Origin of the sequence: Marivita sp., from assembly GCF_020055635.1 — a bacterium.
GTDB lineage: Bacteria > Pseudomonadota > Alphaproteobacteria > Rhodobacterales > Rhodobacteraceae > Marivita.
Genome location: NZ_JAIPUT010000004.1, coordinates 57,546 through 83,833, shown reverse-complemented (window position 1 = coordinate 83,833; position 26,288 = coordinate 57,546). Strand labels below are relative to the sequence as shown.

At 62.3% G+C, this 26,288-nt stretch carries 29 protein-coding genes and 1 tRNA gene; 12 read left to right on the top strand and 18 right to left on the bottom strand.

All coding sequences use genetic code 11. From position 1 onward, the window contains the following. Positions 1–35: 35 nt before the first annotated feature. The 4 genes from LCF60_RS03500 (at position 36) to LCF60_RS03485 (ending at position 2,336) form a co-directional block, all read left to right on the top strand. Entirely contained in the window at positions 36–287 is a 252-nt protein-coding gene (locus LCF60_RS03500) for a hypothetical protein (RefSeq protein ID WP_292289668.1), read from the top strand. 247 nt (positions 288–534) lie between these two features. Beyond that, positions 535–765: a hypothetical protein gene (locus LCF60_RS03495; protein WP_292289667.1), complete on the top strand. Its 231-nt coding sequence runs from the start codon at positions 535–537 to the stop codon at positions 763–765. Beyond that, complete coding sequence (locus tag LCF60_RS03490) at positions 762–1,478, top strand: Crp/Fnr family transcriptional regulator (RefSeq protein ID WP_292289666.1); 717 nt, start codon at positions 762–764, stop codon at positions 1,476–1,478. The genes LCF60_RS03495 and LCF60_RS03490 overlap by 4 nt, the downstream gene beginning before the upstream one ends. A gap of 78 nt (positions 1,479–1,556) precedes the next feature. Then, the gene (locus LCF60_RS03485) at positions 1,557–2,336 is read left to right on the top strand and encodes an FkbM family methyltransferase (protein WP_292289665.1); all 780 of its coding nucleotides are present in this window, start codon (positions 1,557–1,559) and stop codon (positions 2,334–2,336) included. 38 nt (positions 2,337–2,374) lie between these two features. Here LCF60_RS03485 and alr read toward each other — a convergent pair whose 3' ends face one another. The 11 genes from alr to LCF60_RS03430 all read right to left on the bottom strand — a co-directional run bounded on the left by alr (position 2,375) and on the right by LCF60_RS03430 (position 12,838). Then, a complete protein-coding gene (gene alr / locus LCF60_RS03480; RefSeq protein ID WP_292289663.1) occupies positions 2,375–3,490 on the bottom strand; it encodes an alanine racemase in 1,116 nt (371 codons plus the stop codon). Between the two features lie 2 nt (positions 3,491–3,492). Then, the gene (locus LCF60_RS03475; protein ID WP_363318378.1) at positions 3,493–4,650 is read right to left on the bottom strand and encodes an amidohydrolase; all 1,158 of its coding nucleotides are present in this window, start codon (positions 4,648–4,650) and stop codon (positions 3,493–3,495) included. A 10-nt stretch (positions 4,651–4,660) separates the two neighbouring features. Beyond that, positions 4,661–5,836, bottom strand: coding sequence for an acetyl-CoA C-acyltransferase (locus tag LCF60_RS03470; protein WP_292289661.1), 1,176 nt, complete (start codon positions 5,834–5,836; stop codon positions 4,661–4,663). A gap of 3 nt (positions 5,837–5,839) precedes the next feature. Then, positions 5,840–7,132, bottom strand: coding sequence for an ArgE/DapE family deacylase (locus LCF60_RS03465; RefSeq protein ID WP_292289660.1), 1,293 nt, complete (start codon positions 7,130–7,132; stop codon positions 5,840–5,842). An 8-nt stretch (positions 7,133–7,140) separates the two neighbouring features. Next, positions 7,141–7,794 (bottom strand): 3-oxoacid CoA-transferase subunit B, encoded by a 654-nt coding sequence (locus LCF60_RS03460; protein WP_292289659.1) that lies wholly within the window; start codon positions 7,792–7,794, stop codon positions 7,141–7,143. After that, on the bottom strand, positions 7,781–8,473 hold the full coding sequence (locus LCF60_RS03455; protein WP_292289658.1) for a CoA transferase subunit A: 693 nt from the start codon (positions 8,471–8,473) through the stop codon (positions 7,781–7,783). The genes LCF60_RS03460 and LCF60_RS03455 overlap by 14 nt, the downstream gene beginning before the upstream one ends. After that, positions 8,470–9,822 carry an aspartate aminotransferase family protein gene (locus LCF60_RS03450; protein WP_292289656.1) on the bottom strand — a complete coding sequence of 451 codons (1,353 nt, stop codon included), beginning with the start codon at positions 9,820–9,822 and terminating at the stop codon, positions 8,470–8,472. Before LCF60_RS03450 ends, LCF60_RS03455 begins: the two co-directional genes overlap by 4 nt. Further along, a complete protein-coding gene (locus LCF60_RS03445) occupies positions 9,819–10,589 on the bottom strand; it encodes an amino acid ABC transporter ATP-binding protein (RefSeq protein WP_292289655.1) in 771 nt (256 codons plus the stop codon). Before LCF60_RS03445 ends, LCF60_RS03450 begins: the two co-directional genes overlap by 4 nt. A gap of 15 nt (positions 10,590–10,604) precedes the next feature. After that, complete coding sequence (locus tag LCF60_RS03440) at positions 10,605–11,261, bottom strand: amino acid ABC transporter permease (RefSeq protein ID WP_292289653.1); 657 nt, start codon at positions 11,259–11,261, stop codon at positions 10,605–10,607. Between the two features lie 18 nt (positions 11,262–11,279). Beyond that, positions 11,280–11,927, bottom strand: a complete 648-nt coding sequence (locus tag LCF60_RS03435; protein ID WP_292289652.1) for an amino acid ABC transporter permease — start codon at positions 11,925–11,927, stop codon at positions 11,280–11,282. A gap of 134 nt (positions 11,928–12,061) precedes the next feature. Continuing rightward, positions 12,062–12,838, bottom strand: coding sequence for a transporter substrate-binding domain-containing protein (locus LCF60_RS03430; RefSeq protein ID WP_292289650.1), 777 nt, complete (start codon positions 12,836–12,838; stop codon positions 12,062–12,064). A 140-nt stretch (positions 12,839–12,978) separates the two neighbouring features. Here LCF60_RS03430 and LCF60_RS03425 point away from each other — a divergent pair, with 140 nt between their 5' ends. Then, on the top strand, positions 12,979–13,938 hold the full coding sequence (locus tag LCF60_RS03425) for a LysR family transcriptional regulator (RefSeq protein WP_292289649.1): 960 nt from the start codon (positions 12,979–12,981) through the stop codon (positions 13,936–13,938). Between the two features lie 40 nt (positions 13,939–13,978). Here the strand turns inward: LCF60_RS03425 and LCF60_RS03420 are convergent. The 3 genes from LCF60_RS03420 to LCF60_RS03410 form a co-directional block, all read right to left on the bottom strand. Then, positions 13,979–14,064 (bottom strand) — tRNA-Leu (locus LCF60_RS03420). Positions 14,065–14,149: 85 nt separating this feature from the next. Continuing rightward, positions 14,150–14,695, bottom strand: a complete 546-nt coding sequence (locus LCF60_RS03415; RefSeq protein WP_292289648.1) for a tetratricopeptide repeat protein — start codon at positions 14,693–14,695, stop codon at positions 14,150–14,152. A gap of 31 nt (positions 14,696–14,726) precedes the next feature. After that, complete coding sequence (locus LCF60_RS03410) at positions 14,727–15,197, bottom strand: Lrp/AsnC ligand binding domain-containing protein (protein WP_292289646.1); 471 nt, start codon at positions 15,195–15,197, stop codon at positions 14,727–14,729. Between the two features lie 110 nt (positions 15,198–15,307). On the opposite strand from LCF60_RS03410, the gene putA reads away from it, so the two are divergent. The 3 genes from putA (at position 15,308) to ettA (ending at position 21,341) form a co-directional block, all read left to right on the top strand. Beyond that, a complete protein-coding gene (putA, locus tag LCF60_RS03405; RefSeq protein ID WP_292289645.1) occupies positions 15,308–18,742 on the top strand; it encodes a bifunctional proline dehydrogenase/L-glutamate gamma-semialdehyde dehydrogenase PutA in 3,435 nt (1,144 codons plus the stop codon). A 31-nt stretch (positions 18,743–18,773) separates the two neighbouring features. After that, positions 18,774–19,517 (top strand): rhomboid family intramembrane serine protease, encoded by a 744-nt coding sequence (locus tag LCF60_RS03400; protein WP_292289643.1) that lies wholly within the window; start codon positions 18,774–18,776, stop codon positions 19,515–19,517. Between the two features lie 168 nt (positions 19,518–19,685). Next, the gene (gene ettA / locus LCF60_RS03395; protein WP_292289642.1) at positions 19,686–21,341 is read left to right on the top strand and encodes an energy-dependent translational throttle protein EttA; all 1,656 of its coding nucleotides are present in this window, start codon (positions 19,686–19,688) and stop codon (positions 21,339–21,341) included. A 561-nt stretch (positions 21,342–21,902) separates the two neighbouring features. On the opposite strand, the gene LCF60_RS03390 is transcribed toward ettA, so the two are convergent. Beyond that, positions 21,903–22,388, bottom strand: a complete 486-nt coding sequence (locus LCF60_RS03390) for a DUF2938 domain-containing protein (RefSeq protein WP_292289641.1) — start codon at positions 22,386–22,388, stop codon at positions 21,903–21,905. A 66-nt stretch (positions 22,389–22,454) separates the two neighbouring features. Then, the gene (locus tag LCF60_RS03385) at positions 22,455–22,877 is read right to left on the bottom strand and encodes a thioredoxin domain-containing protein (protein WP_292289640.1); all 423 of its coding nucleotides are present in this window, start codon (positions 22,875–22,877) and stop codon (positions 22,455–22,457) included. Positions 22,878–23,304: 427 nt separating this feature from the next. Between LCF60_RS03385 and LCF60_RS03380 the strand changes: the two genes are divergently transcribed. The 3 genes from LCF60_RS03380 (at position 23,305) to LCF60_RS03370 (ending at position 24,623) form a co-directional block, all read left to right on the top strand. Next, entirely contained in the window at positions 23,305–23,511 is a 207-nt protein-coding gene (locus LCF60_RS03380) for a cold-shock protein (protein WP_292289639.1), read from the top strand. Positions 23,512–23,757: 246 nt separating this feature from the next. Beyond that, positions 23,758–24,318: a L,D-transpeptidase gene (locus tag LCF60_RS03375; protein WP_292289638.1), complete on the top strand. Its 561-nt coding sequence runs from the start codon at positions 23,758–23,760 to the stop codon at positions 24,316–24,318. Between the two features lie 23 nt (positions 24,319–24,341). Further along, positions 24,342–24,623, top strand: a complete 282-nt coding sequence (locus LCF60_RS03370; RefSeq protein WP_292289637.1) for a hypothetical protein — start codon at positions 24,342–24,344, stop codon at positions 24,621–24,623. Between the two features lie 44 nt (positions 24,624–24,667). Here the strand turns inward: LCF60_RS03370 and LCF60_RS03365 are convergent, their stop codons facing one another. Beyond that, on the bottom strand, positions 24,668–24,985 hold the full coding sequence (locus LCF60_RS03365) for a hypothetical protein (RefSeq protein WP_292289635.1): 318 nt from the start codon (positions 24,983–24,985) through the stop codon (positions 24,668–24,670). A gap of 194 nt (positions 24,986–25,179) precedes the next feature. Here LCF60_RS03365 and LCF60_RS03360 point away from each other — a divergent pair, with 194 nt between their 5' ends. Beyond that, positions 25,180–25,386 carry a cold-shock protein gene (locus tag LCF60_RS03360; protein ID WP_292289634.1) on the top strand — a complete coding sequence of 69 codons (207 nt, stop codon included), beginning with the start codon at positions 25,180–25,182 and terminating at the stop codon, positions 25,384–25,386. A 236-nt stretch (positions 25,387–25,622) separates the two neighbouring features. Here the strand turns inward: LCF60_RS03360 and LCF60_RS03355 are convergent, their stop codons facing one another. Next, the gene (locus LCF60_RS03355; protein ID WP_292289633.1) at positions 25,623–26,264 is read right to left on the bottom strand and encodes an arylesterase; all 642 of its coding nucleotides are present in this window, start codon (positions 26,262–26,264) and stop codon (positions 25,623–25,625) included. Between the last annotated feature and the right edge of the window lie 24 nt (positions 26,265–26,288).

Genomic DNA, 26,288 nt, shown 5'->3' with positions numbered 1-26,288 from the left:
CCGCCAATCCAAAGCCAACCCGAAGGAGACAGATCATGACCAATTTGATTTACCGCGGCGTTCCGCACAAAGGCCACATGAAGATCCGCCCCCGCGTTGCCCAGGATCTGATCTATCGTGGCTTTCCTCATGACGGCCTGAGCGCCGAAGGTCCCGCGCCGGCGCGGAGCATGGCGATGCGCTATCGCGGCGTCGCATACACCCTCACCACTGGGGCCGCGCGGACCTACACCGCAACCGCCACCAACGCGCAAGACCGGTTCGGTTCGGCTCACGCCCTCGCGTGATCCGCAAGGCGCTGGGAACGCGGAGGCGCATGCCGCGTCCGTGTCCCGCGCGTGCCATGGGCCTGCCCTTGCGGTTCAAGACGTTCCGGTCTTTCAACGCCATCCAGACCGGTGTCCGCTTCGATTGTTGCATTTCTCCGCATTGAACGCCGCAACAGGACTCGAAGCGCCTTGAATCGCAGACAACATTTGACCCGACATCTGCTTTTGAGCAATCCTTTCGAGTGCCATGCTTGAAGGGGCAAGAATGCTCGGATGTCTTATTCTCGCGGCCGCGGACGCCGCAGGTCGCGTTCTGGACGTCGTGACAGCTCTGATCGCGGAGGTCTGGAACGACGGGATCGCGATGCGCGCCCACAGCCAGGCCGCCCCCGTTACGCCGGGCGTGTTCGGCGTCACGCGCCCGGCCATTGAAACGATGTGGATCGGCGATCCGCCCCGCCGCGCAGATGGCCCATGTGCCGGGCGGGGCGCATGAGCGCACTTGCCGACGAAAGGGCAGCCACCCTGCGCAAGTGTCACCTGTTCAGCGGGCTCGCCCCGGAAAGCCTTGCGCCGCTCGCGCAGGCCAGTTCGATCCGCGTCACCCAATCGGGGGTCGAGATCTTCGCGGCGGGCGATACCGTCGACGGACTTCGCGTCGTGATCTCGGGGCAGGTGCGTTTGTGGATCGCCGACCGGGAGGGTCGGGAGCTTACCCTGCTCTTTGCGGAGCCCGGTGATCCCTTCGGCGAGATCGCGCTCCTTGATGGTTTGCCCCGCTCTGCGGCCGCGACCGCCCTGGAGACAACGCGCTGTCTGTTCCTGCCGGTAAGCGCGGTCGAGACCGCCCTTGCCGCCGACCCGGCCTTTGCACGGCACCTGATTTTGTCGCTCTGTGAACTCCTGCGTCGCAATGTCGAAACCATCAGCGGTTTCGCATTTTCCGGACTGGATGCGCGGCTCGCACATCGGCTTTACGATCTGGCCCATGATCACGCCGAGATCACCGGACAGTCCGCGCGCTTCACCCGGCACTTTTCCCAGACCGATCTTGCACAGCTCCTCGGTGTGACGCGGGAAGCCGTCAACAAGAAGCTACGCGCGCTTGAACATGACGGACTGGTCCTGCGCAATGGCACAACCCTGAGCCTTCCCGATCTGCCCGCCCTCGCCGCGCGAGCAGAGATTTTCAGGATGGACGGAAGCTGAGCTTTCTTGGACAGGTGCCAAATCGCTGGCCGGCGCTATCTCGTTTCACCTGATCAACCGGAAAAGCGACCCCTTGCGATGCACAATCCCGACCTCAAGGATCAATCGTCTGAGCGCCATGTGCCATCACGCACCGGGATCGGTCGGTCTCTCGACATCTACTACCGGGACGCCAAGCGCTTTGACCGAATGAACGCGCTCAACGGCCAGTTCGTCAGCAAAGGCAGCCTTGCCTTCGACATCGGTGCGCATGTGGGCGACCGGACGGCTGGTTTTCTGCATCTCGGAGCGTCCGTGGTTGCGCTCGAGCCGCAACCCCGCGTGTTCCGCGCGCTGCGTCTGATGCATGGCCGGAACCCGAACGCCGTGCTGCGCGCCATGGCTGTCGGCGCAAGGCCCGGCAGTCTTGATCTGTTCGTGAATTCTGCCAATCCGACAGTCTCGACGGTCTCGAGCGACCTTGTCACGGCAGCACGGACTGCACCGCGCTGGACACGTGAAGTCTGGGATGAGCATGTGCGCGTTCCCGTAACGACCCTCGACCAACTGGTGTCGGAATTCGGAACGCCGGATTTCGTGAAGATCGACGTCGAGGGTCACGAATTCGAGGTGCTTTGCGGGCTCAGCGCAGCGCTGCCTGCCCTGTCTTTCGAGTTCACGATGGTTCAGAGGTCGATCGCGCTGGCATGCATCGAGCGGTTGACGGCGCTCGGGCGCTACGAGTTCAACTTCAGCCTCGGGGAAGAGCATCACCTACGACACGAGACATGGATCGGTTCGACGGAGATCGCGCGCGAGATCGGCGCCCTGTCCGAAGAGGCCAATTCCGGCGATATCTTCGTCAGGTTGGTTTCGTGACGCTGAACTGACATCGTTGCGAAGCCCTGCCACCGAGGCTAGCGGTAAAACCTCGCATTTCTCATGCCCCAATCGGCAAAAAGATCCGGCAGAATGGTACCGAACTGCTCGACGGACGTTCCGGGATCGACACTGGCCGTGCCGTCCGATCCAAACACCGTCGCTTCATCGCCGACCTGAACATCTGCAATTCCAGTCACATCCGCGACGATCGAATTCATCGAAACCTTGCCCAGGACAGGCGCCGGACATCCCCGGATCAACACCGCACCGCGATCCTGGGCGATGCGGCTGTACCCTGCGGCATAGCCGATCGAAACGCAGGCCAGGCGCCGGTCCTCGGACAGCAGGAAATCGCGATCGTACCCGACTGTGGCGCCCTTAGGATAGTCGCCCAGGTGGACCACGCGCGATCTGAGATCCATCGTCGGGCGGAACCCTTGCTCGCGATTCAAGACACCGTAAAGCAGCGCGCCGCAGCGATACATGTCGGTTTCGATCAGCGCACCCGAGAGCAATGTCAGACTGCTGCCAGCATGGACCAGAACCTTTGACCGATCGAGGTCGCTATTGGCAAAGAGCCACGCCACCTGCTGATGAAAAAGGTCCGCATTCTGCCGGAGGGGCATAGGCTCGTTGCTTGGAAAATGGGTACATATTCCGACAACATGCGGCCCGATCAGCTTCAGGATTTCGTGGCAGTCCCCCTGACCTGCCTCGGTCGAGACCTCAAGCCCGTCGCGGGACATGCCGCACGCATTCAGGGAAAGATGCACACCTGCATGGGCGCGCCCGGTTTCGAATGAATCGCGCAGCTGTCTGGCCGCGACAAGCGAGCCGACCTGTTCTTCGACATCGTCGACCAACGCGCTTTCGACTTCCTGCGGAGTCGCCGCGCGCAGCCGGAACAGTCGCCCGGCAAATCCGGCGATCCGCACCGCGCGCGCTTCGGCGTTCGATGTGATGCCGATTTTCGTCACCCCCTGTTCAAGCAGCAGGGGCACAACCCGGTCTATGCCGTGCCCATAGGCGTCGGCCTTCATGACCGCACAAAGGCTTGTGCCTTGGGGAAGCAGACCAAGCGTCAGTTCAAGATTGCTTGAAATACGGTCCAGGTGGATTTCGCACCATGAACTCGGGACAGGCTCGGACATGGTCAGGCCTGCGCGCGACCCAGAATGTGATCGACGATCCCGAGGAACATGTCCGTCATGATCGGGATCAGCGCATCCGGGAAGTCGTAGTCTGGATTGTGCAATTGCGGATGGTTCTCGCCCGCGCCGACATAGAGCATGGTCGCTTGCGCGCCGTCACCACCGATACGGCCGAAATCCTCGGACCAGCGCATGGGCGTCGGCATCTCATGGACCGGACGGTCCTGCGAAAGCGCGACTTTCCGTGCCATCTCGGTCGTCTCGGCGTCGTTGGTCACCGACAGGAAGATGTCGTGCCATGCAATATCCACCGACAGATCCGCGCAATGTTGGTCCACCAGCGCCTGAGCGTCCGCAACCAGCGCCTCCATCCGGTCATCGGTCATACAGCGCAGGGTCACACGCAGTTCACCTTGTCCGGGCGCGATGCCGAAGGTCGGTTCGCCCAGCCACGCATGGGTCAGGGTGCTCAGGGCGAAGTCCTTTTCACCGATGGCGCCGGTGCCCAGCCCCGGCAGCGCCTGCATCAATGCCGCCATCGCCGGACCGGGCGACACGCCGTCTTCGGGCGCTGCGGCATGAGAGCTCTTGCCCTCGAGCAGGATCTGCATGCCGCGCGACGCGCAATTGCCGGGCCCCGGCCGCAGGCCGATCTCGCCCAAGGGACGGCCCGGCACGTTGTGATAGGCAAAGGCGACATCAGGTCGAATTTCGGGCCAGCGCGGGTCTTCGATCACCGCCTTGGCACCGGCGCCGGTTTCTTCGGCTGGCTGGAACAACAGGATCACGCGGCCTTTTGCAGGACGTCTGGCAAGGCCGGTTGCCACGCCCAGAAGGGACACCATGTGCCCGTCATGGCCGCACAGGTGGCCCTTGCCCTCGACCTCGGACCTGTAGGGCAGATCGGAAATCTCGAGGATCGGCAGCCCGTCAAGTTCACAGCGCAAAAGCACCGTTGGACCCTCTTCCGCCCCGGCGAATTCCGCCGCGACGCCATGCCCGCCAAGCTGACGCCAGATCCGATCTGCCCCCAAAGCCTCAAGCTCCTGCGCGATGCGGTCCGCGGTCTCGGCCTCTTCGCCCGAGATTTCCGGTCGGCGGTGCAGCGCATGCCGCAGCGCGGTCAGGTCATGGATTTGGATCTTGGTCAGAACAGTCATGGCTTGGCCTTCAGAAGATTTCGAACAAACCGGCGGCACCCTGCCCGCCGCCGACACACATCGACACCACACCCCATTTCGCGCCACGCCGTCGCCCCTCGAGCAGGAGATGCCCGGCCATCCGAGCACCGGACATGCCGTAAGGGTGGCCAATCGCAATCGCCCCGCCGTTCACGTTCAACCGGTCGTCCGGAATGCCAAGGTGGTCGCGGCAATAAAGCAGCTGCGCGGCAAACGCCTCGTTGATTTCCCACAGGTCGATGTCGGCAATGCCCAGCCCCGCACGGTCGAGCAGCCGTGGAATGGCGATGACCGGGCCGATGCCCATCTCCTCGGGTGCCACGCCGGCAACTGCAAAGCCGCGGAGCGCGCCCAGCGGGGTCAACCCACGGCGCGCGGCCTCGTCAGCCTCCATCACGACAAGCGCTGCGGCCCCGTCCGACAACTGGCTTGCATTGCCTGCGGTCACGGTCTTGTCCTCGCCGAGGACCGCGCCCAGCTTGGCCAGCCCCTCTGCCGTGGTGTCGGGCCGGTTGCATTCGTCCCGGATTAGCCGCACCTGCTGTTCGCTGGTCTCCCCCGTGGCCTTGTTGGTCACGATCTTCACCGCATCGACGGGCACGATCTCGTCCTCGAACAGACCCGCCTCTTGGGCACGGGCGGTGCGTTGCTGGCTTTGCAGCGCGTAGGCATCCTGCGCGGCACGCGTCACGCCGTAGCGAGCGGCTACCACCTCGGCAGTCTCCAGCATGCTGAGGTAATAGGCGTCTGGCGCGTTCGGATCACGGTAGCGATGACCGTTCCAATGGACGTTCTGGACCAGCGAAATACTTTCCAGCCCACCCGCCAGCGCAATGTCGACCTGTTCGCAGCGTATCATGTGCGACGCGATGGCGATGGCGTTGAGGCCCGAGGCGCATTGGCGGTCCACCGTCGCCCCGGCCACGCTGTCGGGAAGTGCGGCCGCCTGCACGATATGCCGCGCCACGTTGACGCCCGATGTGCCCTGCGTCAGGGCGGACCCGAACACCGCCTCCTCGACCTCACCACCGCTCAGCCCGGCGCGGTCCAGCGCGGCCTTGACCGCGTGCGCGGCAAGGCTCGGCGCTTCGAGATTGTTGAACGCCCCGCGATAGGCCTTGCCGATGGGCGTGCGGGCGGTGGACACGATGACGGCGTCGCGCATGGATCAGACCTCCTCCGTGCCGCACCAGTCGGCGATGAACATGGCGGTGGCTTTTGTCACGCGGCGGACACTTTCCAGATCGACACGCTCGTTGAAGCCGTGGATGGCCTCGGCGCGTGGCCCGTAGACCAACGCGGGCGTGTCGGCATAAAGGCCAAAGAACCGCGCGTCGGTTGTGGCAGTGATCGCCGCACGCTCCAGTGCCGTGCCGGTGGCCAAGTGATGCGCCGTCTCCAGCGCGGTGATCGCGGATGCCGCCCGGTCGGAGCTGTCCTGCGACAGCGCGTAGCCTTCGGCGTGAAAGCCGTGATAGACAATCTCGGGCAATGAATTGCGCAGGAACGCGTTGCCCCGCGCGGCATCAAGGATGACCTGTTCGATCTCGGCCTTGGCCGCGTCGATGGACTGGCCCGGAAAGAGCCCCATGCGCACGTCGAAGACACACCATGCGGGCACGGAGCTTGTCCAGTCACCGCCCTGGATCCTGCCGATGTTCAGGTTGAGCGCATGTTCCGCATGGGCGTAATCGTCGGGGCGGTGTTCGACGGCGTTCCAGCGATGCTCCATCTCGTGCAATGCCTGGATCAGAGGGATGGCCGCTTCAATCGCGTTCGACCCGGTGCCAGCATAGGCGACATGGGTGGGCAGCCCCTTGAGGTGGACCTGAAACCAGAGCACCCCCAGCTGCGCGGTGACCAGATGTTCGGCAAAAGGTTCGGGGATCAAGGCCGCGTCGGCTTTATACCCGCGCGCCAGACAGGCCAGCGCGCCATTGCCGGTACATTCCTCTTCGACCACCGACTGAAAGAACACGTCGCCACCGGGGGCCAGTCCGCACGCCGTCAGCGCGTCCAGCGCAAAGAGGTTCGACGCCAGCCCCGCCTTCATGTCGCCACCGCCACGCCCGTAAAGCCAGCCATCCGCCACACGCGGCTCGAAGGGTGGGCTGTCCCACATGTCCAGCGGGCCAGCAGGCACCACATCGATATGACCGTTGAGGATCAGCGACCGGCCAGTGTCGGAGCGGGCGCGATGGGTGCCCACCACATTGACCGCGTCTTCATAGGGGCCGATCACCGGGGAAAAGCCCGGCAGGTGCTGGATATCCGCGATGTCGATCTGCCAGCGATCCACCTCGTAACCCCGCGCGGTCAGTTCGCCGGCCATGAAACCCTGTGCCGATTGTTCGTTGCCACGGGTCGAGGGATGCGCGGTCAGCTCGGACAGGAATGCCACCTGCCGGTCAAATCCGGCATCAACGGCATCACACAGGCGGGTTTTCAGGTCGTCTTGCATGTCGGGCCTCAGAATGTCGGCACGGCAGCTTCGGGCAGGATCAGCGGCGCGCCGGTCGCCTCGGCGACCTCGGCAACGCTGATCCCCTCTGCGGTTTCGACCAGTCCAAAGCCCTGAGGGGTCACGTCGATCACGGCCATGTCGGTGAAAATGCGTTCCACGCAGCCGCGCGCCGTCAAAGGCAGCGCGCAGGCCTGCTTCAGCTTGGGATTTCCCGCGCGATCCGTATGGCTGGTCAGCACCACCACCCGGCGGGCCTTCTGCGCCAGTTCAATCCCGCCGCCTGCACCGGGGCTGAACTTGCCGGGGATCTTCCAGTTGGCCAGATCACCCGTGGCGCTGACCTCGAACGCGCCGAGCATCGTCAGGTCCAGCCGCCCGGACCGTACGATGGCGAAACTCGTGGCGCTGTCGAAACAGGCCGATCCCGGCACGGTCGAGACATAGGCGCCACCTGCGTCGATCAGGTTACGGTCGGCGGTATCGTATCCCTTGGCGGGTCCGATCCCGGTCAGGCCGTTTTCCGTATGCAGGCAAACCGGAAAATCGGACACCAGATGGTTGACCACCTGCGTCGGCAGGCCAATCCCCAGATTAACCACCATGCCCGGTGCGATCTCGCGCGCGGCGCGGGCGACCATGCGTTCCCTAGCGTTGGACAACGGCGTATTCCTTGGACAGGGTTTTCAGTTCGACCACGTGATCGACAAAGACACCGGGGGTATGCACATCATTCGCGTTGATCCCGCCCAGTGGCAGAACCGCCTCGGCCTCGACAATCACTCGGCGGGCGGCCATCGCCATCAGCGGGTTGAAGTTCTGCGCCGTGCCAACATAGGCAAGGTTGCCGAACACGTCCGCCCTGTCGGCATGGATCAGCGCCACATCGGCGCGCAGCGCCGGTTCGACCAGATACGGTGTGCCGTTCATTTCGACCACCTGCTTGCCCGCCGCCAGTTCGGTGCCGATGCCGATATCGCTGAGCACGGCGCCCAGCCCAGCCCCACCGGCGCGGATGCGTTCGGCGAGGATGCCTTGCGCGTTGAACTCGACCTTGATCGCGCCGGAGTTCATCAACCCGATGGCATGGCTGTTCAGCCCCAGATGGGTCGTGATCAGCCGAGCCACCTGCCCGTTTTGCAGCAGATGGTCGATGCCCATGCCCGGCTCGTTGGCGTCGTTCTTGATCAGGGTCAGGTTGCGCGCCCCGTGATCGACCAGCGCGTGGATCAGGGTCATCGGAGTGCCGGGCACGCCGAAACCGCCGATCATCACCGTATCGCAATCCTTGATCCCGGCGATGGCGTCTTCGATATCACTGGTCTTGTCGGGCAGTCTCACGCGGCGTCCTCGACCGGCAGGCCGATCTCGAGCGCGAAGGCATCCAGCGCATCGCGCAGGATCACCATCATCTCGGTGATCTGGTCTCGCGTGATGATCAGCGGCGGCGCGACGAGGAAGTGATCGCCCGATGTGCCCCCCCGCGTGCGCCGCGAATAAAGTATCAGCCCCCGATCATAGGCCAGTTCCACCAGCCGCGAATGCGCCTGCAACGCCGGATCGAGCGGTTCCATCGTGCTGCGGTCCGAGACAAACTCGAACGCGGTCAGCAAGCCCTTGCCGCGCACGTCGCCGATGAACGGGTAGCGGGCCATCAGGGCGCGCAGTTCGTCCATCAGAACGTCCCCCATGCGGGCGGCGTTCTCGATCAGGTTCTGGTCCTGCAATTCCTCGAGCACGGCCAGCCCGGCGGAACAGGCCAAGGGGTTGCCGGCATAGGTAAAGCCGTGCAGGAAACCGCCTGCGTCCAGCACCGGCTCGACCAGCCGGGCACCCGCGACAATCGCGCCCAGCGGCGCATAGCCCGCGCCGAACCCCTTGGACAGCGCGACGATGTCCGGGATGATCCCCCAATGCTCGGCAGCGAGGAATTTGCCCGTGCGGCCCGCGCCGGTCATGACCTCGTCATAGATCAGCAGAACGCCGAACTCGTCGCAGATTTCGCGGACGCGGGCGTAATAGCTGTCAGGTGCGACCAGCGCACCGGTCGACGCGCCGCCCACCGGCTCCATGATGAAGGCCAGCACGGTGTCCGGCCCCTCTTCGATGATCTTGTCGCGCAACAGTTCTGCGTATTTCAGCCCGCGCGCCTCTTCGGTGAGGTTGTCGCGGTCGAGATAGGTCGCAGGGGACGCGACCTTGGGCATGCCCGGCATCATCGGAGCGAACGGTTCGCGCAGCGGCGCGTACCCGGTCAGGTCGAGCGCCCCGAAGGTGCAGCCGTGATAGGACGGAAACCGCGAGATCACCTTGTAGCGCGATCCCTGCCCTTGGGTGACGGCATATTGCCGGGCCAGCTTGACGGCGCTTTCCACCGCCTCGGACCCGCCCGAGACAAAAAACACGCGGTCCAGACCGTCGGGCGTCATCTCAACCGTCTTGGCGGCCAGATCCTCGGATGGATGAGTGCGGAAATGCAGGCGGTAGCCAAAGGTCGCCTTGTCCATCTGCGCCTTGATCTTGGCGAGGACGCGCGGGTTGGAGTGGCCGATATTGGACACCATCGCGCCGGACGACCCGTCGATATAGCGCTTGCCGGATTCGTCGAAGAGGTAGATCCCCTCGCCGCGATCCAGGAACGGGCGCGGGTTGCGGGATTGATAGAACAGATACGAAGGCGCTTCAGTCACGCGACACCTGCCAGATGTTTGCGAAGAAATTCGCGGGTGCGGTCCTTGGTGGGTTTCCTGAACACGATTTCGGGTGGTCCTTCCTCGACCACCACGCCTTGGTCCATGAACAAAACGCGGTCACAGACCGAGGCGGCGAAATCCATCTCGTGGGTGACGATGATCATCGTCATGTGTTCTTCGGCCAGCTTTTTCATCACCATGTTGACCTCGTCCACCAGTTCAGGATCGAGCGCCGAGGTCGCCTCGTCAAAGAGCATCAGCTTGGGCTTCATCGCCAATGCGCGGGCGATGGCAACACGCTGCTTCTGCCCGCCCGACAGGCGCGACGGGTAATAGTCGATCCGGTCCAGCATCCCGACCTTTTCAAGCTGTTCTTCGGCCAGTTTGTCCGCCGCCTCTTTCGACAAGCCCTTGAGCATCTTCGGCGCCATCACGACGTTTTCCCGCGCCGTCAGATGCGGGAACAGGTTGAAGTGCTGGAACACCATCCCGATGTCCTGCCGCATCGCGTTGATGTGCTTTTCATACTGCCGGTGCGGCAGGTCCTTGTTCACCTGCACCCCGTCCAGCCAGACCTCTCCGCCGGTCAGGGAATCCAGATCGTTGATTGCGCGCAGAAGCGTGGACTTGCCCGACCCGGACGGACCGATGATGGCGACGATCTGGCCGCGCTCGACGTTCAGGCTGATATCCTTGAGCACTTCGAGCGTACCGTAGGATTTCTGCGCGTGGCGGATTTCGACAAAATGGCTTTGGTCGGTCATGTTCAGCCTCCTGGGTCAGCGAGAGATCGAGATACGGCGCTCGATCCGGCGCTGCACCCATTCCATGCCAAGGTTGATGACGTAGTAGAACGCCGCGGCGACAAGGTAGAATTCGAACGGACGGTAGGTCGCGCCGATGGCGCGCTGTGCCGACAGGGTCAGTTCGCTGACACCGATCACCGACACCAGCGCACTGTCCTTGAGAAGCGCGATCATGTTGTTGCCGATGGGCGGGATCACATCGCGCACCGCCTGCGGGATCACCACCTTGCGCAGTGCCTGACCCCGGCTGAGCCCCACGGTGCGCGCGGCCTCCATCTGGCCCTTGTCCACCGACAGGATCGCGGTCTGGATCAGTTCGGAATTGTAGACCGCGAAATGCAGCCCCAACCCGATGATCCCGGCCACGAAGGCCGGCAGGTCAATGCCGATCTGAACCAGCCCGAAATAGATCAGGAACAATTGCAACAGCAGCGGCGTGCCCATGAACACCCATTCGAGCAACCGGAACGGCAGGCGGATGATCCACGGCCCGTAAAGCGCGATCACCGCAAAGACGATCCCGCCGAAAAAGCTCAGGACGGCGGCAGCGACGGCGATTGCGATCGTCCAGAGACAGCCCAGCAGGATGATGTCGATGTGTGCGGGAACAACCGTAAAGTCGAGACCCATCTGCGTATCCCTTCCCGGTCAGGTGATCTGCACCTTGCGATCCAGCCAGGCCACGGCCCGTCCGGTCACGTAGATGATGATCATGTAAAGCAGCCCTGCCAGCAGGAACATCTCGAAGGGCTTGTAGGTCGATCCGATATAGCGCTGCGCTGTGTAGGTCAGTTCGACCACGGAAATCGCGGCCACCAGCGCGGTCGCCTTGATGAGCATGTTCATGTTCACCCCCAAGGGCCGCACCATCAGGCGCGCGGCTTGCGGCAGGATCACCTTGTAGGTCGCCTGCCACTGGCTCAGCCCGAGGGTGCGCGCCGCCTCTCGCTGGCCCTTGTCGATCGAGATGATGGCGCCGCGGATGGTTTCGGTCATGTAGGCCCCGGCGTTGATGCCCAGACCGATCACCCCGGCCTCGAAGGCATCCAGCTGAATGCCGATCTGTGGACCGCCGAAGTACAGGATGAACAGCTGGATCAGGGCGGGGGTGCCGCGAAACAGGCTGACATAGGCCGCACCAAGGAAGCGCAGAACCGCAAGGCGCGACAGCCGCGCCGCTGCCCCCAGCGTGCCGCAGGTCAGACCCAGCAGCGCGGTCAGGAGAGACAGCTGGATCGTGACCCAGGCAGCGTCCAGGAAAAACGGATAGACCCGCATCATCAGGTCGATGTCCATGTCACACTCTCTTGTCTGATTGGCGGTTCGGGAGGGATCACGCCCGGCATGGTCGCAAAGCCCGTCATCTCGTCACGATGGCAGGACATTGTCTGCACGGGCTCCCAACCGGTTGGGGCGGGAGCCGGAAAAGATCAGCGGATATCGGCGCCAACCCACTCATTCGCGATTTCGAGATACGTGCCGTCTTCCATCATCGCATCCAGCGCCGCCTGCATTTCTGCGGCAAGCTCGGGATTTCCCTCGCGGATGGCGATCCCGGCCCCAAACGGCTCGGTCGTCGGATCGGCAAACATCTCGTATTCCTGACCCTTCTCGTTCATCGCAAGGATGGCCGCGATGGAATCGTTGACGATGGCATCGACACGGCCGTTTTCCAGCTCGAGCAGAAGCTCGGGAAGGCCCTTGTAGGTGTTGATGTCATAGCCCCGCTCGCGCGCCCAATCTTCGTGGGTTTCGCCAAGGGTCAGACCGACGCGCTTGCCTTCGAGGTCATCCAGGCTGCTGATGCCGGAGCCGGGCTGCGAAAAGATGGCGCGTTTGTCGGAATAATAGGGTCCAACGAAATCGACAACTTCGTCGCGTTCCTCGGTGATGGTCATCGAGCCTACGATGGCATCGTACTTGTTGGCCAGCAGGCCACCGATGATCCCGTCCCAGGCGGTCGTGATGATCTCGGCCTCAAGCCCCATGCGCTCGGCAATCTCGGTTCCGATGGCCGCATCAAAGCCGACAACCTCGTTCTGGTCGTTGACGAAGTTGAACGGAGGATAGGCGCCGGACATCGCGATACGGATGACGCCCTCTTCCTTGAGCGTGTCGAGTTCTTCAGCCGTGGCGGCAGTCAGGCCGGTCACGGCAAAGCCCGCTGCGACAACGGCAGTCTTGAGGATCATACGGCGAGAATTCATGTTGGTCTCCATGTTGGTTTGTCTGGATGGCTGTGCGCCCAAGAAACTGGCGCGGGTTCACCCCGCTGTTCAAAAAGACTTGCATGGCGCCAGCCCATCGCGCAAATAAATATAAGCTACGTTCATTATAGATCAGATTTATGAGCCTTCCGCAACAACAACGCTTCCCCTGGAACCTCGACTGGAATCTGCTGCGCACCTTCATGGTGGTGGTCGAACAGCGCGGCATCTCGAAAGCGGCGGATTTCCTTGGCCTGAAGCAGCCCACCGTATCGGCCGCGCTCAAGCGTCTTGAATACTCCGCCGGCACGCAGTTGATCATTCGCAAACCCAATGAATTCACGATCACGAGGCCCGGTCAGGTGCTTTATACCGAATGCGCGAAAATCTTCGGATCCATCTCGCAGCTGCCGTCGCTTCTCGAAATCGACGAGGCCGAACTGCGCGGTCACCTTTCCATCGCGATAACCAGCTCTGTGGTGTCCGAACATTTCGACGAAATCCTGAATGCATTCTCAAAGTCGCACCCCCATGTCACCTATTCATTCTCGGTCAATGAAAGCGATGACGTTGCAACGATGATTTCCCAGAACCGGGCAAGCCTTGGAATCTGCCTGCTCTCGAAGATGCCGCAGAACCTCGATTCGCTTGTGCTGTATCGCGAGTATTTTGGTCTGTATTGCGGCGCACGCCATCCGCTGTTTCATGCCCCGGAAATCTTGCCCGACGACCTCAGAGGCGAACCTTTTGTTGCCTTCCAGACCGAGGCCGAGGGCAAACCCCTCGAGGCCATATCGCGCCTGCGCGCAAAGCTTGGTCTTGCCAACAGCTGGCGCGGCGTGTCTTCCAGCCTCAATGAAATCCGGCGCATGATCATGGCCAATATCGGCATCGGGGCCCTGCCCCTGCACGTCGCTGAACGCGATGTCGAGGCCGGACGGCTTCGTCAGGTGCCGCCGTATCACGATCTGCCGCAGGTCGACATCTTCCTGATCAGCAACCCAAGCCGCCGCCAGTCCGATGCAGAGGCCACGTTCCTGACCGCCTGTCGCAAGGCCCTTTCAAGGACTGACCTTTCAGAGCGAACCTACCTGGGTTGAGCGCCCGGTCCATTCTTGGGACCGCGCCGGAAGCATGGCTTGGTGCGGGCGGTGGGACTCGAACCCACACGGCGCTGAGGCCTTCGGATTTTAAGTCCGATATGTCTACCATTCCATCACGCCCGCTCTGGCATATTCCTAGCCGGGGCGTCTGGCGAAAACAATGTGTCAACGCAGGTTCGGGCGGCGTGTCTGCCGAAAAGCGGCGCAATCAGATGTCGTCGCCTTGGGGTGGCGTGATCAGCGCGCGCTCGCTCAGCCAGGGGTTCAGTGCGACGGCGTCTTTCAGAACCACCTGCGCCTCGGCGTCGCGGCCCAGCGCGATCAGGGTCAGGGCCTTGCCGGTCAGTGCGCCGGTGTGACGCGGGCTGAGCGCGATCGCCTGATCCAGGTCGGGCAGAACCGCGGGGTAATCACCTCTGAGATAGTTCAGGAGCGCCCGCTGGTTGTAGCCCTCGGCATAGAACGGACAATACGAGACCAGCGCGTTCAACCGATCCTGCGCACGCAGGTAATCACCCACCCGCATGGCGCGTTGTGCGGCGTCGAGCATCATCTGCGACGGCTCGTCCGGCGCATCGAGCCACAACTCCCACATCTGGTTGGAAAAGCCGCGCGCGACCATCTCGTTCGGCGCGCCCTGCACCTCGGCGTAAAGGGTGTCGAGCGCCGCCGAATGATCCGGAGCCTCCGGACATCCTTCCGCCGCTGCGGCCTGTGCCGAACAAAGGGCCAATGCTGACAAGATCATGCGCATGGAATCATTAGGCAGGGTCCGTCGGCTGCGGTCAAGTCACGTTCCCGAAGGTCTCTTCCTTGACGGCCTGCATCGCGACATAGGTCGAGGTCGAGGCGACATGCGGCAGGGTCGAGATCTTTTCCGCCAGGACCTGGCGATAGCTGGGCATGTCCGCCGTGCGCACCTTCAGCAGGTAATCGAAATTTCCGGCGATCAGATGCGCCTGCTCGATCTCTGGAATCTTGGCAACGGCCTCGTTGAAGGCGGCCAAAGCAGCTTCGCGGGTATGGGTCATCTTCACCTCGACGAAGGCGATGTGATCGAGGCCCAGTCGGATCGGATCAAGCAGGGCCCGGTACCCCCGGATGGCGCCGATCTCTTCCAGCCGGCGCAGCCGTGTCTGGGTCGGGGACTTTGACAAACCGATCCTGCGGGACAGTTCAGTAATCGAGATGCGCCCTTCGCGGGCCAGTTCCTGCAGGATTGCACGGTCGAATCTGTCAAGTTCGGAAATATCCATTTGGCCTGCTCCTGCGAACAAAATAGGTTGTTTGGTTTGCAATACTGCAAAATTCCGTAATTTAGCCTGTCGATCCCGCGATACCATAGCGCAAATGACTGGAGTCCGCCATGCCACGTGATGTGTTCCCCAACCTGCGCCCCCTGATTGACGAAAACACCTATGCCGCCGAGCGCCCCGTGATCGAGCAATTGCGCGGCACAGCACAGCTGTCACAGGAGGACAGGGCCGAGATCAAATCCCGCGCAACCAAGCTGGTGACAGCCATTCGCGAGGATGCGCGCCCCGGCATGATGGAGGTCTTCCTCAGCGAATACGGTCTGTCGACCGAGGAAGGCATCGCGCTGATGTGCCTGGCCGAGGCCCTGCTGCGGGTGCCGGATGCCGCGACCATCGACGCGCTGATCGAAGACAAGATCGCGCCCTCGAACTGGGCCAGCCATCTGGGCGAAAGCACCTCTCCTCTGGTGAACGCATCGACCTGGGCGCTGATGCTCACCGGCAAGGTGCTTCGGGACGACCACCCCGGCCCGGTGGGGCATCTGCGCGGCGCGATCAAGCGGCTGGGCGAACCCGTCATCCGGACCGCCGTGGGCCGCGCGATGAAGGAGATGGGCGCGCAATTCGTACTGGGCGAAACCATCCAGTCCGCGATGACCCGCGCCGCGAAGATGGAGCGCAAGGGCTACACCTATTCCTATGACATGCTGGGCGAAGCGGCCCGCACCGAAGCGGATGCGCGGCGCTACCACCTGTCCTATTCGCGCGCCATCAGCGCCATTGCCGAGGCGGCCAAATCCAAGGATATCCGCGAAAATCCGGGCATTTCGGTCAAGCTGTCTGCGCTGCATCCGCGCTATGAGGAAGCCCAGCACGACACCGTCATGAACGAGATCGTGCCGCGTCTGCGCACGTTGGCACAATTGGCCCGCTCGGCCGGCATCGGGCTCAACATCGACGCGGAAGAGGCGGACCGCCTGTCGATCTCGCTTGACGTGATCGAGACCGTGCTGTCGGAGCCCTCGCTCAAGGGCTGGGACGGGTTCGGCGTGGTCGTGCAGGCCTATGGTCAACGCGCCGGCCATGTGCTCGACTGGCTCTATGCGCTGGCCGAACGGCTTGACCGCAAGATCATGGTCCGGCTGGTCAAGGGTGCCTACTGGGACACCGAGATCAAGCGCGCGCAGGTTGCCGGGCTGCCGGGGTTTCCGGTCTTCACCGCCAAGCATCACACCGACATCAGCTATATCGCAAACGCGCGCAAATTGCTGGGCATGACCGATCGCATCTACCCGCAATTCGCGACCCACAACGCCCATACAGTTGCAGCGATCCTGCACATGGCGACCGACCGGTCCGCCTTCGAATTCCAGCGTCTTCACGGCATGGGCGAAGCCCTGCACGATATCGTCAAGAGCGCGGAAGGCACGCGATGCCGGATCTACGCGCCGGTCGGCGCGCATCGCGACCTGCTGGCCTACCTGGTGCGCCGTCTGCTTGAAAACGGAGCGAATTCCTCGTTCGTCAACCAGATCGTGGACGAGGACGTCCCGCCCGCGACTGTCGCGAGCGACCCGTTCGACCAGTCCGGAACCCCCGATCTTGCCACGGGGCCAGAGCTTTTTGCGCCCGAGCGCCCCAACTCCGAGGGCTGGGACCTGACGCACCGGCCGACCCGCGCCGCCATCGAAGACGCCCGCGCGCCGTTTGCAACCGCCCGGTGGGAGGCAGCGCCGCTTTTGGCCACAGAGGCCGAGGTGGGGGATGCCACGTCCATCATCAACCCGGCGCGACCGGGAGACATTGTGGGCCAGATCACCTGGGCCAGCCCGGACACGGTTGCCGCCGCATGCGCGGTGGCCTCGCCCTGGGCTGCATCAGCACAAGAGCGGGCCGAGGTCCTGAACCGCGCCGCCGACCTTTACGAAGAGCATTACGGCGAACTCTTTGCCCTGACCGCGCGTGAAGCCGGGAAATCCCTGCCTGACGTGATTGCCGAACTGCGCGAAGCGGTGGATTTCCTGCGATTTTACGCGGCCCGCTCCGAGGGGCCCGATCCGCAAGGCGTTTTCGCCTGTATCAGCCCCTGGAACTTTCCGCTCGCCATTTTCACCGGCCAGGTCTCTGCCGCCCTGGCGGCCGGAAATGCCGTTCTGGCGAAGCCCGCCGAACAGACGCCGCTGATCGCGCACCGGGCCACGCAGTTGCTGCACGAAGCCGGTGTGCCGCGTTCGGCCCTGCAGCTTCTGCCCGGCGCCGGAGATGTCGGTGCGGCGCTGACCTCGAACCCCGCCGTCAAGGGTGTGGCCTTCACCGGATCGACCGAGACCGCGCAGATCATCCATCGCAGCATGGCAAAGCATCTTGACCCCGGCGCGCCCCTGATCGCCGAAACCGGGGGCCTCAACGCGATGATCGTGGACAGCACCGCCCTGCCCGAACAGGCCGTGCAGGCCATCGTGGAATCCGCCTTCCAATCCGCGGGCCAGCGGTGTTCCGCCCTGCGTTGCCTTTATGTGCAGGAGGACATTGCCAAACCCTTTACCGAGATGCTGACCGGCGCGATGGATGCGCTTGTGATCGGCGACCCCTGGGCATATGGCAACGATGTCGGCCCGGCGATCGACGCCGAGGCGCGCGATGGCATCGTCTCTTATGTCGATGCCGCCGAAGCCGAAGGACGTGTTCTGCACCGCCTTCCCCTGCCCGGTGGCGGCACGTTCGTACCGCCGACCCTGATCAATGTGAAGGGCATCGCCGACATGGAGCGCGAGGTGTTCGGTCCGGTGTTGCATATCGCAACCTTCAAGTCGAAGGACATCGACACCGTGATCGACGCGATCAACAATACCGGATACGGCCTGACCTTCGGCCTGCAAACCCGCATCGACGACCGCGTGCAGCACGTGTCCGACCGCATCGAGGCGGGCAACATCTACGTCAACCGCAACCAGATCGGCGCCATCGTCGGCAGCCAGCCCTTTGGCGGCGAAGGTCTTTCGGGCACCGGCCCCAAGGCGGGCGGGCCGCATTACCTTGACCGCTTCCGCAAGCACCCGGCCCCGCACACCGACAAGGGCGACGCCTCGACGTGGACCGAAAAAGACGATCGGACGCGACTGGACAAGGCCTTGGCCAAGGCCGGCGCGGGCCGCGCGATCAGCAAGGCGAGCCTGCCGGGGCCGACCGGGGAATCCAACGTCCTGACCGTGCTGGCACGGGGCCCGATCCTGTGTCTCGGCCCCGGCGCAGAGGCCGCCAAGGCGCAAGCGCGGGCGGTCGAGAACCTTGGCGGCGTGGCCGTTGTCGCACAGGGGGAAGTTCCGGCGGACTGGCTGACCGATCTGGCCCTCGATGGCGCCCTCTGGTGGGGCGAGGACGACACCGCCCGCGCGATGCATGCTGCGCTGGCGCAGCGGACGGGGCCGATCCGCCCTCTGATCACGGGATTGCCCGACACCGGTCATGTCTGCCACGAGCGCCATGTCTGCGTCGACACCACCGCCTCGGGCGGCAATGCGCAACTTCTGAGCGGCGTGGCTTGACGCGCCGCCGCTTTGGCACAAGTGTCGCGGAATGTTCCCGATCCGTGATCACAACCCGTCCGGCCGAACGCCTTTTGTCACGTACGCGCTGATTGTCGCGAATATCGGTGTATTTCTGAGCTATTGGCCGCTGATGCAAAGCGATCAGCAGATCATGCGCTTCTACTTCGACTGGGCGCTGATCCCGGCGTTGGTCAGCGAAGGCCAGGGCTGGGGCGGGTTCCTGACCTCGATGTTCCTGCATGGCGGCTGGATGCACCTGCTTGGCAACATGCTGTTCCTGTTCATCTTCGGCGACAACATGGAAGACGAGATGGGGCATGTCGGGTTCACGCTCTTCTACCTTGCAGCCGGACTGGGCGCAGGGCTCATCCACTATGTCAGCGCGCCGGGCTCCCCGGTTCCGACCGTCGGTGCTTCGGGGGCGATCGCCGGTGTCATGGGGGGATATCTGCTGCTTTTTCCCAAGGCCAAGGTCGATATTCTGATCATCCTCGTCATCATTTTCCGCATCATTCCGATCCCGGCCTGGATCATGCTGGGCCTGTGGTTTGCGATGCAGGTCTTCGGCGGGTTCGGCACGGCGCCCGATGAAGGCGGCGTCGCCTATTGGGCCCATGTCGGCGGCTTCGCCATCGGGCTTGCCCTGACCCTGCCACTGTGGCTGCGCCTGGGGGGGCCAGCCTTCTGGAACCGCACCGAGGGACATCCGCCGCATCCCGACGCGAAGTACCGCCTGACACGGACGAACGTGCCGAAGGTCAATCGCAAATGACAGACCCGGTCGTCGCCGGCCTTGCAGCGTGACGGCGTGAACGTCCGTCCGGATCGCTGATCCCGTCCGCGCGGCTCCCATTCCAAACAAAGCCTGAACACGCATGATTGCACGGGTCCGCCTGCGCGTGTATCCCTCGGCAAAATCTAAATCCAAAGGAACGCGATCATGGCCTCCTACCAGTATGTCTACCACATGAGCGGGGTTTCAAAGACCTATCCCGGTGGCAAGAAAACGTTCGAAAACATCCACTTGAACTTCCTTCCGGGCGTCAAGATCGGGGTCGTCGGCGTCAACGGCGCGGGTAAATCCACGCTGCTCAAGATCATGGCGGGACTCGATACCGATTTCTCGGGCGAGGCATGGTCCGCAGAAGGTGCCAAGGTCGGCTATCTGCCGCAGGAACCGCAGCTTGATCCGGCGCTGAACGTGCGCGAAAACGTCATGCTTGGCGTGGCCGAAAAGAAGGGCAAGCTTGATCGTTTCAACGAACTGGCGATGAACTACAGCGATGAAACCGCTGACGAAATGGCCAATCTGCAAGACGAGATCGACGCCAACAACCTGTGGGATCTGGACAGCCAGATCGACGTCGCGATGGAAGCGCTGCGCTGCCCGCCGGACGAGGCCGACGTGACATCGCTTTCGGGCGGTGAAAAGCGCCGCGTCGCGCTGTGTAAGCTGTTGCTGGAAGCGCCGGACATGCTCTTGCTCGACGAACCGACCAACCACCTTGATGCCGAAACCATCGCGTGGCTTCAGAACCATCTGATTGAATACAAAGGCACAATCCTGATCGTCACCCATGATCGCTATTTCCTTGATTCCATCACCGGATGGATTCTCGAACTCGATCGCGGACGTGGCGTCCCCTATGAGGGCAATTACTCCAGCTGGCTGGAACAAAAAGCCAAGCGGCTTGAGCAGGAGGCCCGCGAGGACAAGGCCAAGCAGAAGACGCTCGAACGCGAACTGGAATGGATGCGGCAAGGCCAGAAAGCCCGGCAGGCCAAGTCGAAGGCGCGGATTCAGGCCTATGAACAGATGGCGGGCCAATCCGAACGCGAACGGGTCGGGCGTGCCCAGATCATCATCCCGAACGGGCCGCGATTGGGGTCCAAGGTGATTGATGTCAACGGCTTGAAAAAGGCGATGGGCGACAAGCTCCTGATCGAAGACCTGTCGTTCAGCCTCCCGCCGGGCGGCATCGTTGGCGTGATCGGCCCCAACGGGGCGGGCAAGTCGACCCTGTTCAAGATGCTCACCGGGCAAGAACAACCTGACGAAGGGGACGTTTCGTACGGCGATACCGTACAGTTGGCCTATGTCGACCAGTCCCGCGACGACCTGAACGCCAACGACACCGTCTGGGAAGCCATCTCGGGCGGCGCAGAGATCATCAATCTGGGCGATGCCGAGGTCAATTCCCGCGCCTATTGCGGGTCGTTCAACTTCAAGGGCGGCGACCAGCAAAAGAAGGTCGGCCTGCTGTCGGGCGGGGAACGCAACCGTGTCCACATGGCGCGTCTGCTCAAGGAGGGTGGCAATGTGCTCCTTCTCGACGAACCGACAAACGACCTTGACGTCGAGACCCTCCGCGCGCTTGAGGATGCCATCGCCGATTTCGCAGGGTGCGCCGTGGTCATCAGCCACGACCGCTTCTTCCTCGACCGTCTGTGCACGCACATCCTGGCATTTGAGGGCGATGCCCATGTCGAATGGTTCGAGGGCAATTTCGAGGATTACGAAGAAGACAAGAAACGCCGCCTCGGACCGGACGCGGTCGAGCCGAAGCGGGTGAAGTTCAAGAAGTTCGCGAGGTAATGAATGTTAGCTGATGTTGAAACCCTCTGGCCAGCTGGCACAACATCTAGTTGATCTTTGCATCATAATCACTAGTATGATTCTAACTTTGAGGAGGACCGCGCTCAAACCGTGGGAAACCGTCCGACAAGCCAGCGCTTAGCGGCGCTGTGTGAGACTTTAGCTTGGTCTTGCTAAGGTGGACCGAACAGCGGGAAGCTCGTAGGCATCCATCGATAGGGAGCGCTGAGGGTACATAAGCGCAACCGAGCCGCCGTTATAAGGGCGGGATAGAAGTACTGAGCGAACTTAAACGCTCGACCGGTTGAGCACCGCAAAGGGTTTTCCTATGCGTTTCTCGATCAAATTGGAGGGACGTGTGCGTTATGCTGACGTGATTGGCACTATAGCACTCGTACTTACGGTTATCGGCTTGTTGCTGTAGCTGTTGGGCGGCCTTTTTGGCCGCCCTTCAATTCATGGTAATTAAAGAAATGAAAAACTATGCAGGGGTTGTAATCGAATTGGCACCCCAAAGCACCTAATCTACGATTGACGGTGCGCTTCCAGAAAAAACCCGGCTCAGACCGGGCCGCCAACGACCAACGCCACGACCCACATGCCCAGCGCAAAGACCGTGTGTGCGATCAACCCCATGCGACGCGCACGCCACGGATCGTCTGTCTTGCTGGCCGCCCAGCCAAGGCCCATGCCGGGCTGGAGCAGGAACCACCCTGCGGCGATGGTGAGGATCGAGAAAACCCAGAGCGGCAGGAACGGCATGCCATCAAGCCAGTCGGGTCCCACAATCGCCAGAAACAGGACACCGTAGACAATACCGACGCCGTAATGCACCGCCCAGCCGATGCCGGTTTCCCCGGCGACCGGCGCGACGGCGGTGATGCTCTCGTGAAAGACCCGCCCCCTGGACACCTGCGCCGACCAGCGGCCCACATTGCCCCAGTTGGGCAGGGGCATCCCGGCGAACGCCCTGAGCAGCAACGCCCAGAGGTCCATGGCCAGGGTTCCGCCAAGGCCCATCAGCACACCGATTGTCAGCCAATCCATTCCACCCTCCCCGCTTTTTCCGGGGCAGAGTACAGATTGCGCGGCAAATGCCAATGCGCCCGTCTCTCACCTCACCCAGCCGACGATCTGATCCGCCCGCATGGCGCCGGACTGCCGCGCATTTTCGCGGCCGCCGACAAAGCGGATCATCGTCGGGATGCCCCGGATGCCATAGGTCTGGCCGGATTGCGGAAAATCCTCGGTATTGAGTTTGACGAGCCGCGCGCGGCCCTGCAACGTTCCGGCGGCCTTGGAAAATTCAGGCCCCATCATCTTGCACGGCCCGCACCACGGCGCCCAGAAATCCACGACCAGAGGCACTTCGTCGGTTCGGGCGGCCTTTTGCAACGTGGTCCAGTCCAGTTCGATCGCCTTGCCGGGCATCAACGCCGCACCGCAGGTGCCGCATTTCGGATTCGCGGTGAGTTTCTCGTCCGGAACCCGGTTGATCTGGCCGCACTCGAGGCAGGTGAGTTTCTTTGCCGACATGAGCTGTCTCCGCAGTTACATTCCGTTGTTGATATATGACTGAAGCAGAGTGCATCGCAAGACCCGCCGCGTCACGGATCGACTGCGATTCGTGAGTTTCCGGTTGCATTCGCAGTCTGGACCTTGTGCTTTTCAACGGCCCCCCACCATGCCGGCCCGTTCAGTCCGCATCATCATATGCACGACATGTTGCGTCTTCTGACACGTTTGGCCGATCAGGCCGCAAGACCTGCCAAGGGGCCGCTTGTTCGCATCACACCAGTGACGGATCTCTTGCCAGAGCCCCTGATTTCTGTCATACGGAGATGGCTAACGATCTTCTACTCGACCTTCTGTTTTCCGACACCGGCACGCAGCTTTCGATCCAGACGTGACTTTGCCGGGTTGCCGCATGTTGCGGGCAACGGAAAACCAAAGGAATATTCACATGGCCACTGGCACAGTGAAATGGTTCAACACCACTAAAGGCTACGGCTTCATCGCACCCGATGGCGGCTCCAAGGACGTTTTCGTTCATATCTCCGCCGTAGAGCGTTCGGGCCTCACCGGCCTGCAGGATGATCAGAAGGTGACCTTCGACATCGAATCCGGCCGCGACGGTCGCGAAAGCGCGATCAACCTCGCGCTGGCATAAGCCCGCCGATACCAGTTCTCAAAGCCGCCCGGATGCGCCGCGTCCGGGCGGCTTTTTTGTATCTGGACCGCGTTTTGCGCCGTCACGTTTGCGTGTCGGGCGCCCGGTTTTGTGACCTTTGTGCCGCAATGTGACCGCAAGCGCGGTCACGACACATGCACCAAAGGTTGTTTTTGCCTAAAGGGCTGTCAAAGTTCCTGCGGCCCGCCGCACCGAAAGAGCTGTATCGAAAGGAAAGTGCTGCTCATGATTTCCAGACGACATTTCCTGGCCGCGACGGCTGCCGGCCTTGCCGCTCCGCAAATCGCGACCGCGCAGGGGTTTCAGATCGATCCGATCTATCGTCCGCAGACCGTGCGGATCAAAGCCGATGTTGCGGCTGGTCAGATCCTGATCCTGCCGCGCGCGCATTTCCTCTACCACGTGACGCAAGCCGGCGTTGCCCGCCGCTACGGTGTCGGGGTTGGTCGCGCCGGGCTCGAATTCACCGGCACCGCCGAGATTGCGGTCAAGAAGGAATGGCCGACCTGGCGACCGACACCCGAAATGATCGAACGCGAACCGGACACCTACGCGAAATTTGTCGAGAACGACTATGTCCAGCCGGGCGGACCGGAAAACCCGCTGGGCGCGCGCGCGCTCTATCTTTTCCAGAACGGGCGCGACACGTTCTTCCGCATTCACGGCACCACATCACCAAGATCCATCGGGCGGTCCGTATCGAACGGATGCATACGGATGCTCAACGAGCATGTCAGGGAACTCTACGAACGCGTGCCGATCGGGACCGTGGTCACGGTGCTCTGACCTGAAATTCGATCGGGGGCCTGATGATCTGGCCCCCGGTTTTTCTTTTTACTGCCACAGAGTCACCACGATCCTGCATCTTTAATGGAGTTTTAACGGATGGTCTGCATCTTGAAACCAAAGAGGGCTCGGTCATGGCGGCAATTTCCTGCATCATAGGCAGCGTGTTGGGCTGGATCGCCGCTGCTACTGCCCTCTTTTTAGGCGCTCTGGCCTCGACCGCATTCCTTGTTTTCATGTTCACCAGCGTCGGATTCGTGGCGATGATGGTCTGTCTCGCGTCAATGCGCGCCACAGAGCAATAATACCTGAAACCCGTCCTGCGTGCCCCGCATTCGGGACTTGGTCTTCACAACAGGACGTGGATCACCAGAAGGTTGGGGATCACGAAAACCGCCGCGATGCAGACAAGCTTCGCCCAATGTGATGCCATCCGGAACAAAGAATTCTCTTCCAGCGTTTCCCCATAAGCCATCGCGGCGAACAACAGAGCACCGGATTGACCGTTTTCAATCAACCGCTGGCGTTCCAGGTCGGCGCGGGCCTGCTTGTATCGCGCGTCGAGATATTCCTGTTCGTCTTTTGCTGCAAGACGCGCATCTACACCTGACATGTTCACTCTCCCCTTGGTCATATCCTTGAGGCATATGGCGTGCGGCCCCCGCAAGGCAAGGCCGGATTCACATCAGTGCGACGCTCCGGGATTTCTCTTGCGTGATCACAGGAATCACCTGAAGACTTGTACTGCGAAGTTGCAAAGTTCGTTCACTGCTCCGCTCGGGGGCGGTCCTGCGAACCTGACCGACAAGGCCCGTCGCGCCTTCTTGCCGGCGGAAGACAAGACAGACAGGAGTAGAACGGATGGCCACGGGCACCGTCAAATGGTTCAATACCACCAAAGGCTACGGCTTCATTGCACCCGATAACGGCGGAAAAGATGTGTTTGTGCACATCTCGGCGGTCGAACGGTCCGGACTGACCGGCCTCGCCGACAATCAAAAGGTGACCTATGACCTCGAAGCGGGTCGTGATGGGCGCGAAGCCGCTGTGAACCTGTCACTCGCCTGACAGCGACACGGTCCGGGCTGCGTCCTGTTGTCAGGCCATGTTTTCTCAGGTCATGTTTTTTCAGGCCATTTCCCGGTCACAGCCAGATGGGCACCAGCCCCAGGGGCAACCGCTCAACGGGCGGCGAACGTCGCCCGTAGTCACAATGCGCGCCGCTGAACTTTGCGACACTGACGGAAACTGCCTTTCAGATCGCGGGCCGTCAGCCACTTGAACCATGCACAAGCGTCAGAGCTTCAGTCAGACGCGCGTGCCACAAGCTCTGCCACCGCCGGTCCCATGGCCTCCACGATGAGGTCGACACCTTCTGCATTCGGATGGATGCCGTCCATCTGCATCACCGAACGCAAGTCAGCCGGTGTGTCGCCCACGCTGTAAAGCCCTTCGAAGAAACGCGGGAAATACAGCGCGCCATAGTCCTCGGCAAGTTCCGGATACATGGCGTCGAAAGCGGCCTTGTAGTCCGGCCCGTAATTTCCCGGCGCTTCCATGCCGACGACGAGAACTTCAAGGTCGTTCTCCTGTGCCACTTCAAGGATGCCTTCCAGGTTCTCCCGTGACACCGCCGGGTCCAGCCCCCGCAAAAGATCATTGCCACCAAGCGCAACGATCAAAGCATCCGTCGACGGGTTGAGCGACCACGCCACCCGCGACAGCCCTCCAGCGGTCGTGTCGCCGGAGACCCCGGCATTGACCAGCCGCACATCGAGTCCCTGCTCTTCCAGCCAGGTGCGCATTTTGGGCACAAACCCGTTCTCGTCGATCAGCCCGTAGCCCGCTGTCAAACTGTCGCCCAGCGCGAGCACTTCCACCGGTTCGGCCTGTGCCGCTGTCGCGGCGCAAAGACACACAACCGCGACGCGCGTCTTGCTCAACATCTGCGACGCCCCATATGTGAACGA

Bases quoted from the DNA above. Each gene is read 5' to 3' on its own strand.
- LCF60_RS03500 (WP_292289668.1), top strand. From the start codon at position 36: ATGACCAATTTGATTTACCGCGGCGTTCCGCACAAAGGCCACATGAAG.
- LCF60_RS03495 (WP_292289667.1), top strand. From the start codon at position 535: ATGCTCGGATGTCTTATTCTCGCGGCCGCGGACGCCGCAGGTCGCGTT.
- LCF60_RS03490 (WP_292289666.1), top strand. From the start codon at position 762: ATGAGCGCACTTGCCGACGAAAGGGCAGCCACCCTGCGCAAGTGTCAC.
- LCF60_RS03485 (WP_292289665.1), top strand. From the start codon at position 1,557: ATGCACAATCCCGACCTCAAGGATCAATCGTCTGAGCGCCATGTGCCA.
- alr (WP_292289663.1), bottom strand. From the start codon at position 3,490: ATGTCCGAGCCTGTCCCGAGTTCATGGTGCGAAATCCACCTGGACCGT.
- LCF60_RS03475 (WP_363318378.1), bottom strand. From the start codon at position 4,650: ATGACTGTTCTGACCAAGATCCAAATCCATGACCTGACCGCGCTGCGG.
- LCF60_RS03470 (WP_292289661.1), bottom strand. From the start codon at position 5,836: ATGCGCGACGCCGTCATCGTGTCCACCGCCCGCACGCCCATCGGCAAG.
- LCF60_RS03465 (WP_292289660.1), bottom strand. From the start codon at position 7,132: ATGCAAGACGACCTGAAAACCCGCCTGTGTGATGCCGTTGATGCCGGA.
- LCF60_RS03445 (WP_292289655.1), bottom strand. From the start codon at position 10,589: ATGACCGACCAAAGCCATTTTGTCGAAATCCGCCACGCGCAGAAATCC.
- LCF60_RS03440 (WP_292289653.1), bottom strand. From the start codon at position 11,261: ATGGGTCTCGACTTTACGGTTGTTCCCGCACACATCGACATCATCCTG.
- LCF60_RS03435 (WP_292289652.1), bottom strand. From the start codon at position 11,927: ATGGACATCGACCTGATGATGCGGGTCTATCCGTTTTTCCTGGACGCT.
- LCF60_RS03430 (WP_292289650.1), bottom strand. From the start codon at position 12,838: ATGAATTCTCGCCGTATGATCCTCAAGACTGCCGTTGTCGCAGCGGGC.
- LCF60_RS03425 (WP_292289649.1), top strand. From the start codon at position 12,979: ATGAGCCTTCCGCAACAACAACGCTTCCCCTGGAACCTCGACTGGAAT.
- LCF60_RS03415 (WP_292289648.1), bottom strand. From the start codon at position 14,695: ATGCGCATGATCTTGTCAGCATTGGCCCTTTGTTCGGCACAGGCCGCA.
- LCF60_RS03410 (WP_292289646.1), bottom strand. From the start codon at position 15,197: ATGGATATTTCCGAACTTGACAGATTCGACCGTGCAATCCTGCAGGAA.
- putA (WP_292289645.1), top strand. From the start codon at position 15,308: ATGCCACGTGATGTGTTCCCCAACCTGCGCCCCCTGATTGACGAAAAC.
- LCF60_RS03400 (WP_292289643.1), top strand. From the start codon at position 18,774: ATGTTCCCGATCCGTGATCACAACCCGTCCGGCCGAACGCCTTTTGTC.
- ettA (WP_292289642.1), top strand. From the start codon at position 19,686: ATGGCCTCCTACCAGTATGTCTACCACATGAGCGGGGTTTCAAAGACC.
- LCF60_RS03390 (WP_292289641.1), bottom strand. From the start codon at position 22,388: ATGGATTGGCTGACAATCGGTGTGCTGATGGGCCTTGGCGGAACCCTG.
- LCF60_RS03385 (WP_292289640.1), bottom strand. From the start codon at position 22,877: ATGTCGGCAAAGAAACTCACCTGCCTCGAGTGCGGCCAGATCAACCGG.
- LCF60_RS03380 (WP_292289639.1), top strand. From the start codon at position 23,305: ATGGCCACTGGCACAGTGAAATGGTTCAACACCACTAAAGGCTACGGC.
- LCF60_RS03375 (WP_292289638.1), top strand. From the start codon at position 23,758: ATGATTTCCAGACGACATTTCCTGGCCGCGACGGCTGCCGGCCTTGCC.
- LCF60_RS03370 (WP_292289637.1), top strand. From the start codon at position 24,342: ATGATCTGGCCCCCGGTTTTTCTTTTTACTGCCACAGAGTCACCACGA.
- LCF60_RS03360 (WP_292289634.1), top strand. From the start codon at position 25,180: ATGGCCACGGGCACCGTCAAATGGTTCAATACCACCAAAGGCTACGGC.
- LCF60_RS03355 (WP_292289633.1), bottom strand. From the start codon at position 26,264: ATGTTGAGCAAGACGCGCGTCGCGGTTGTGTGTCTTTGCGCCGCGACA.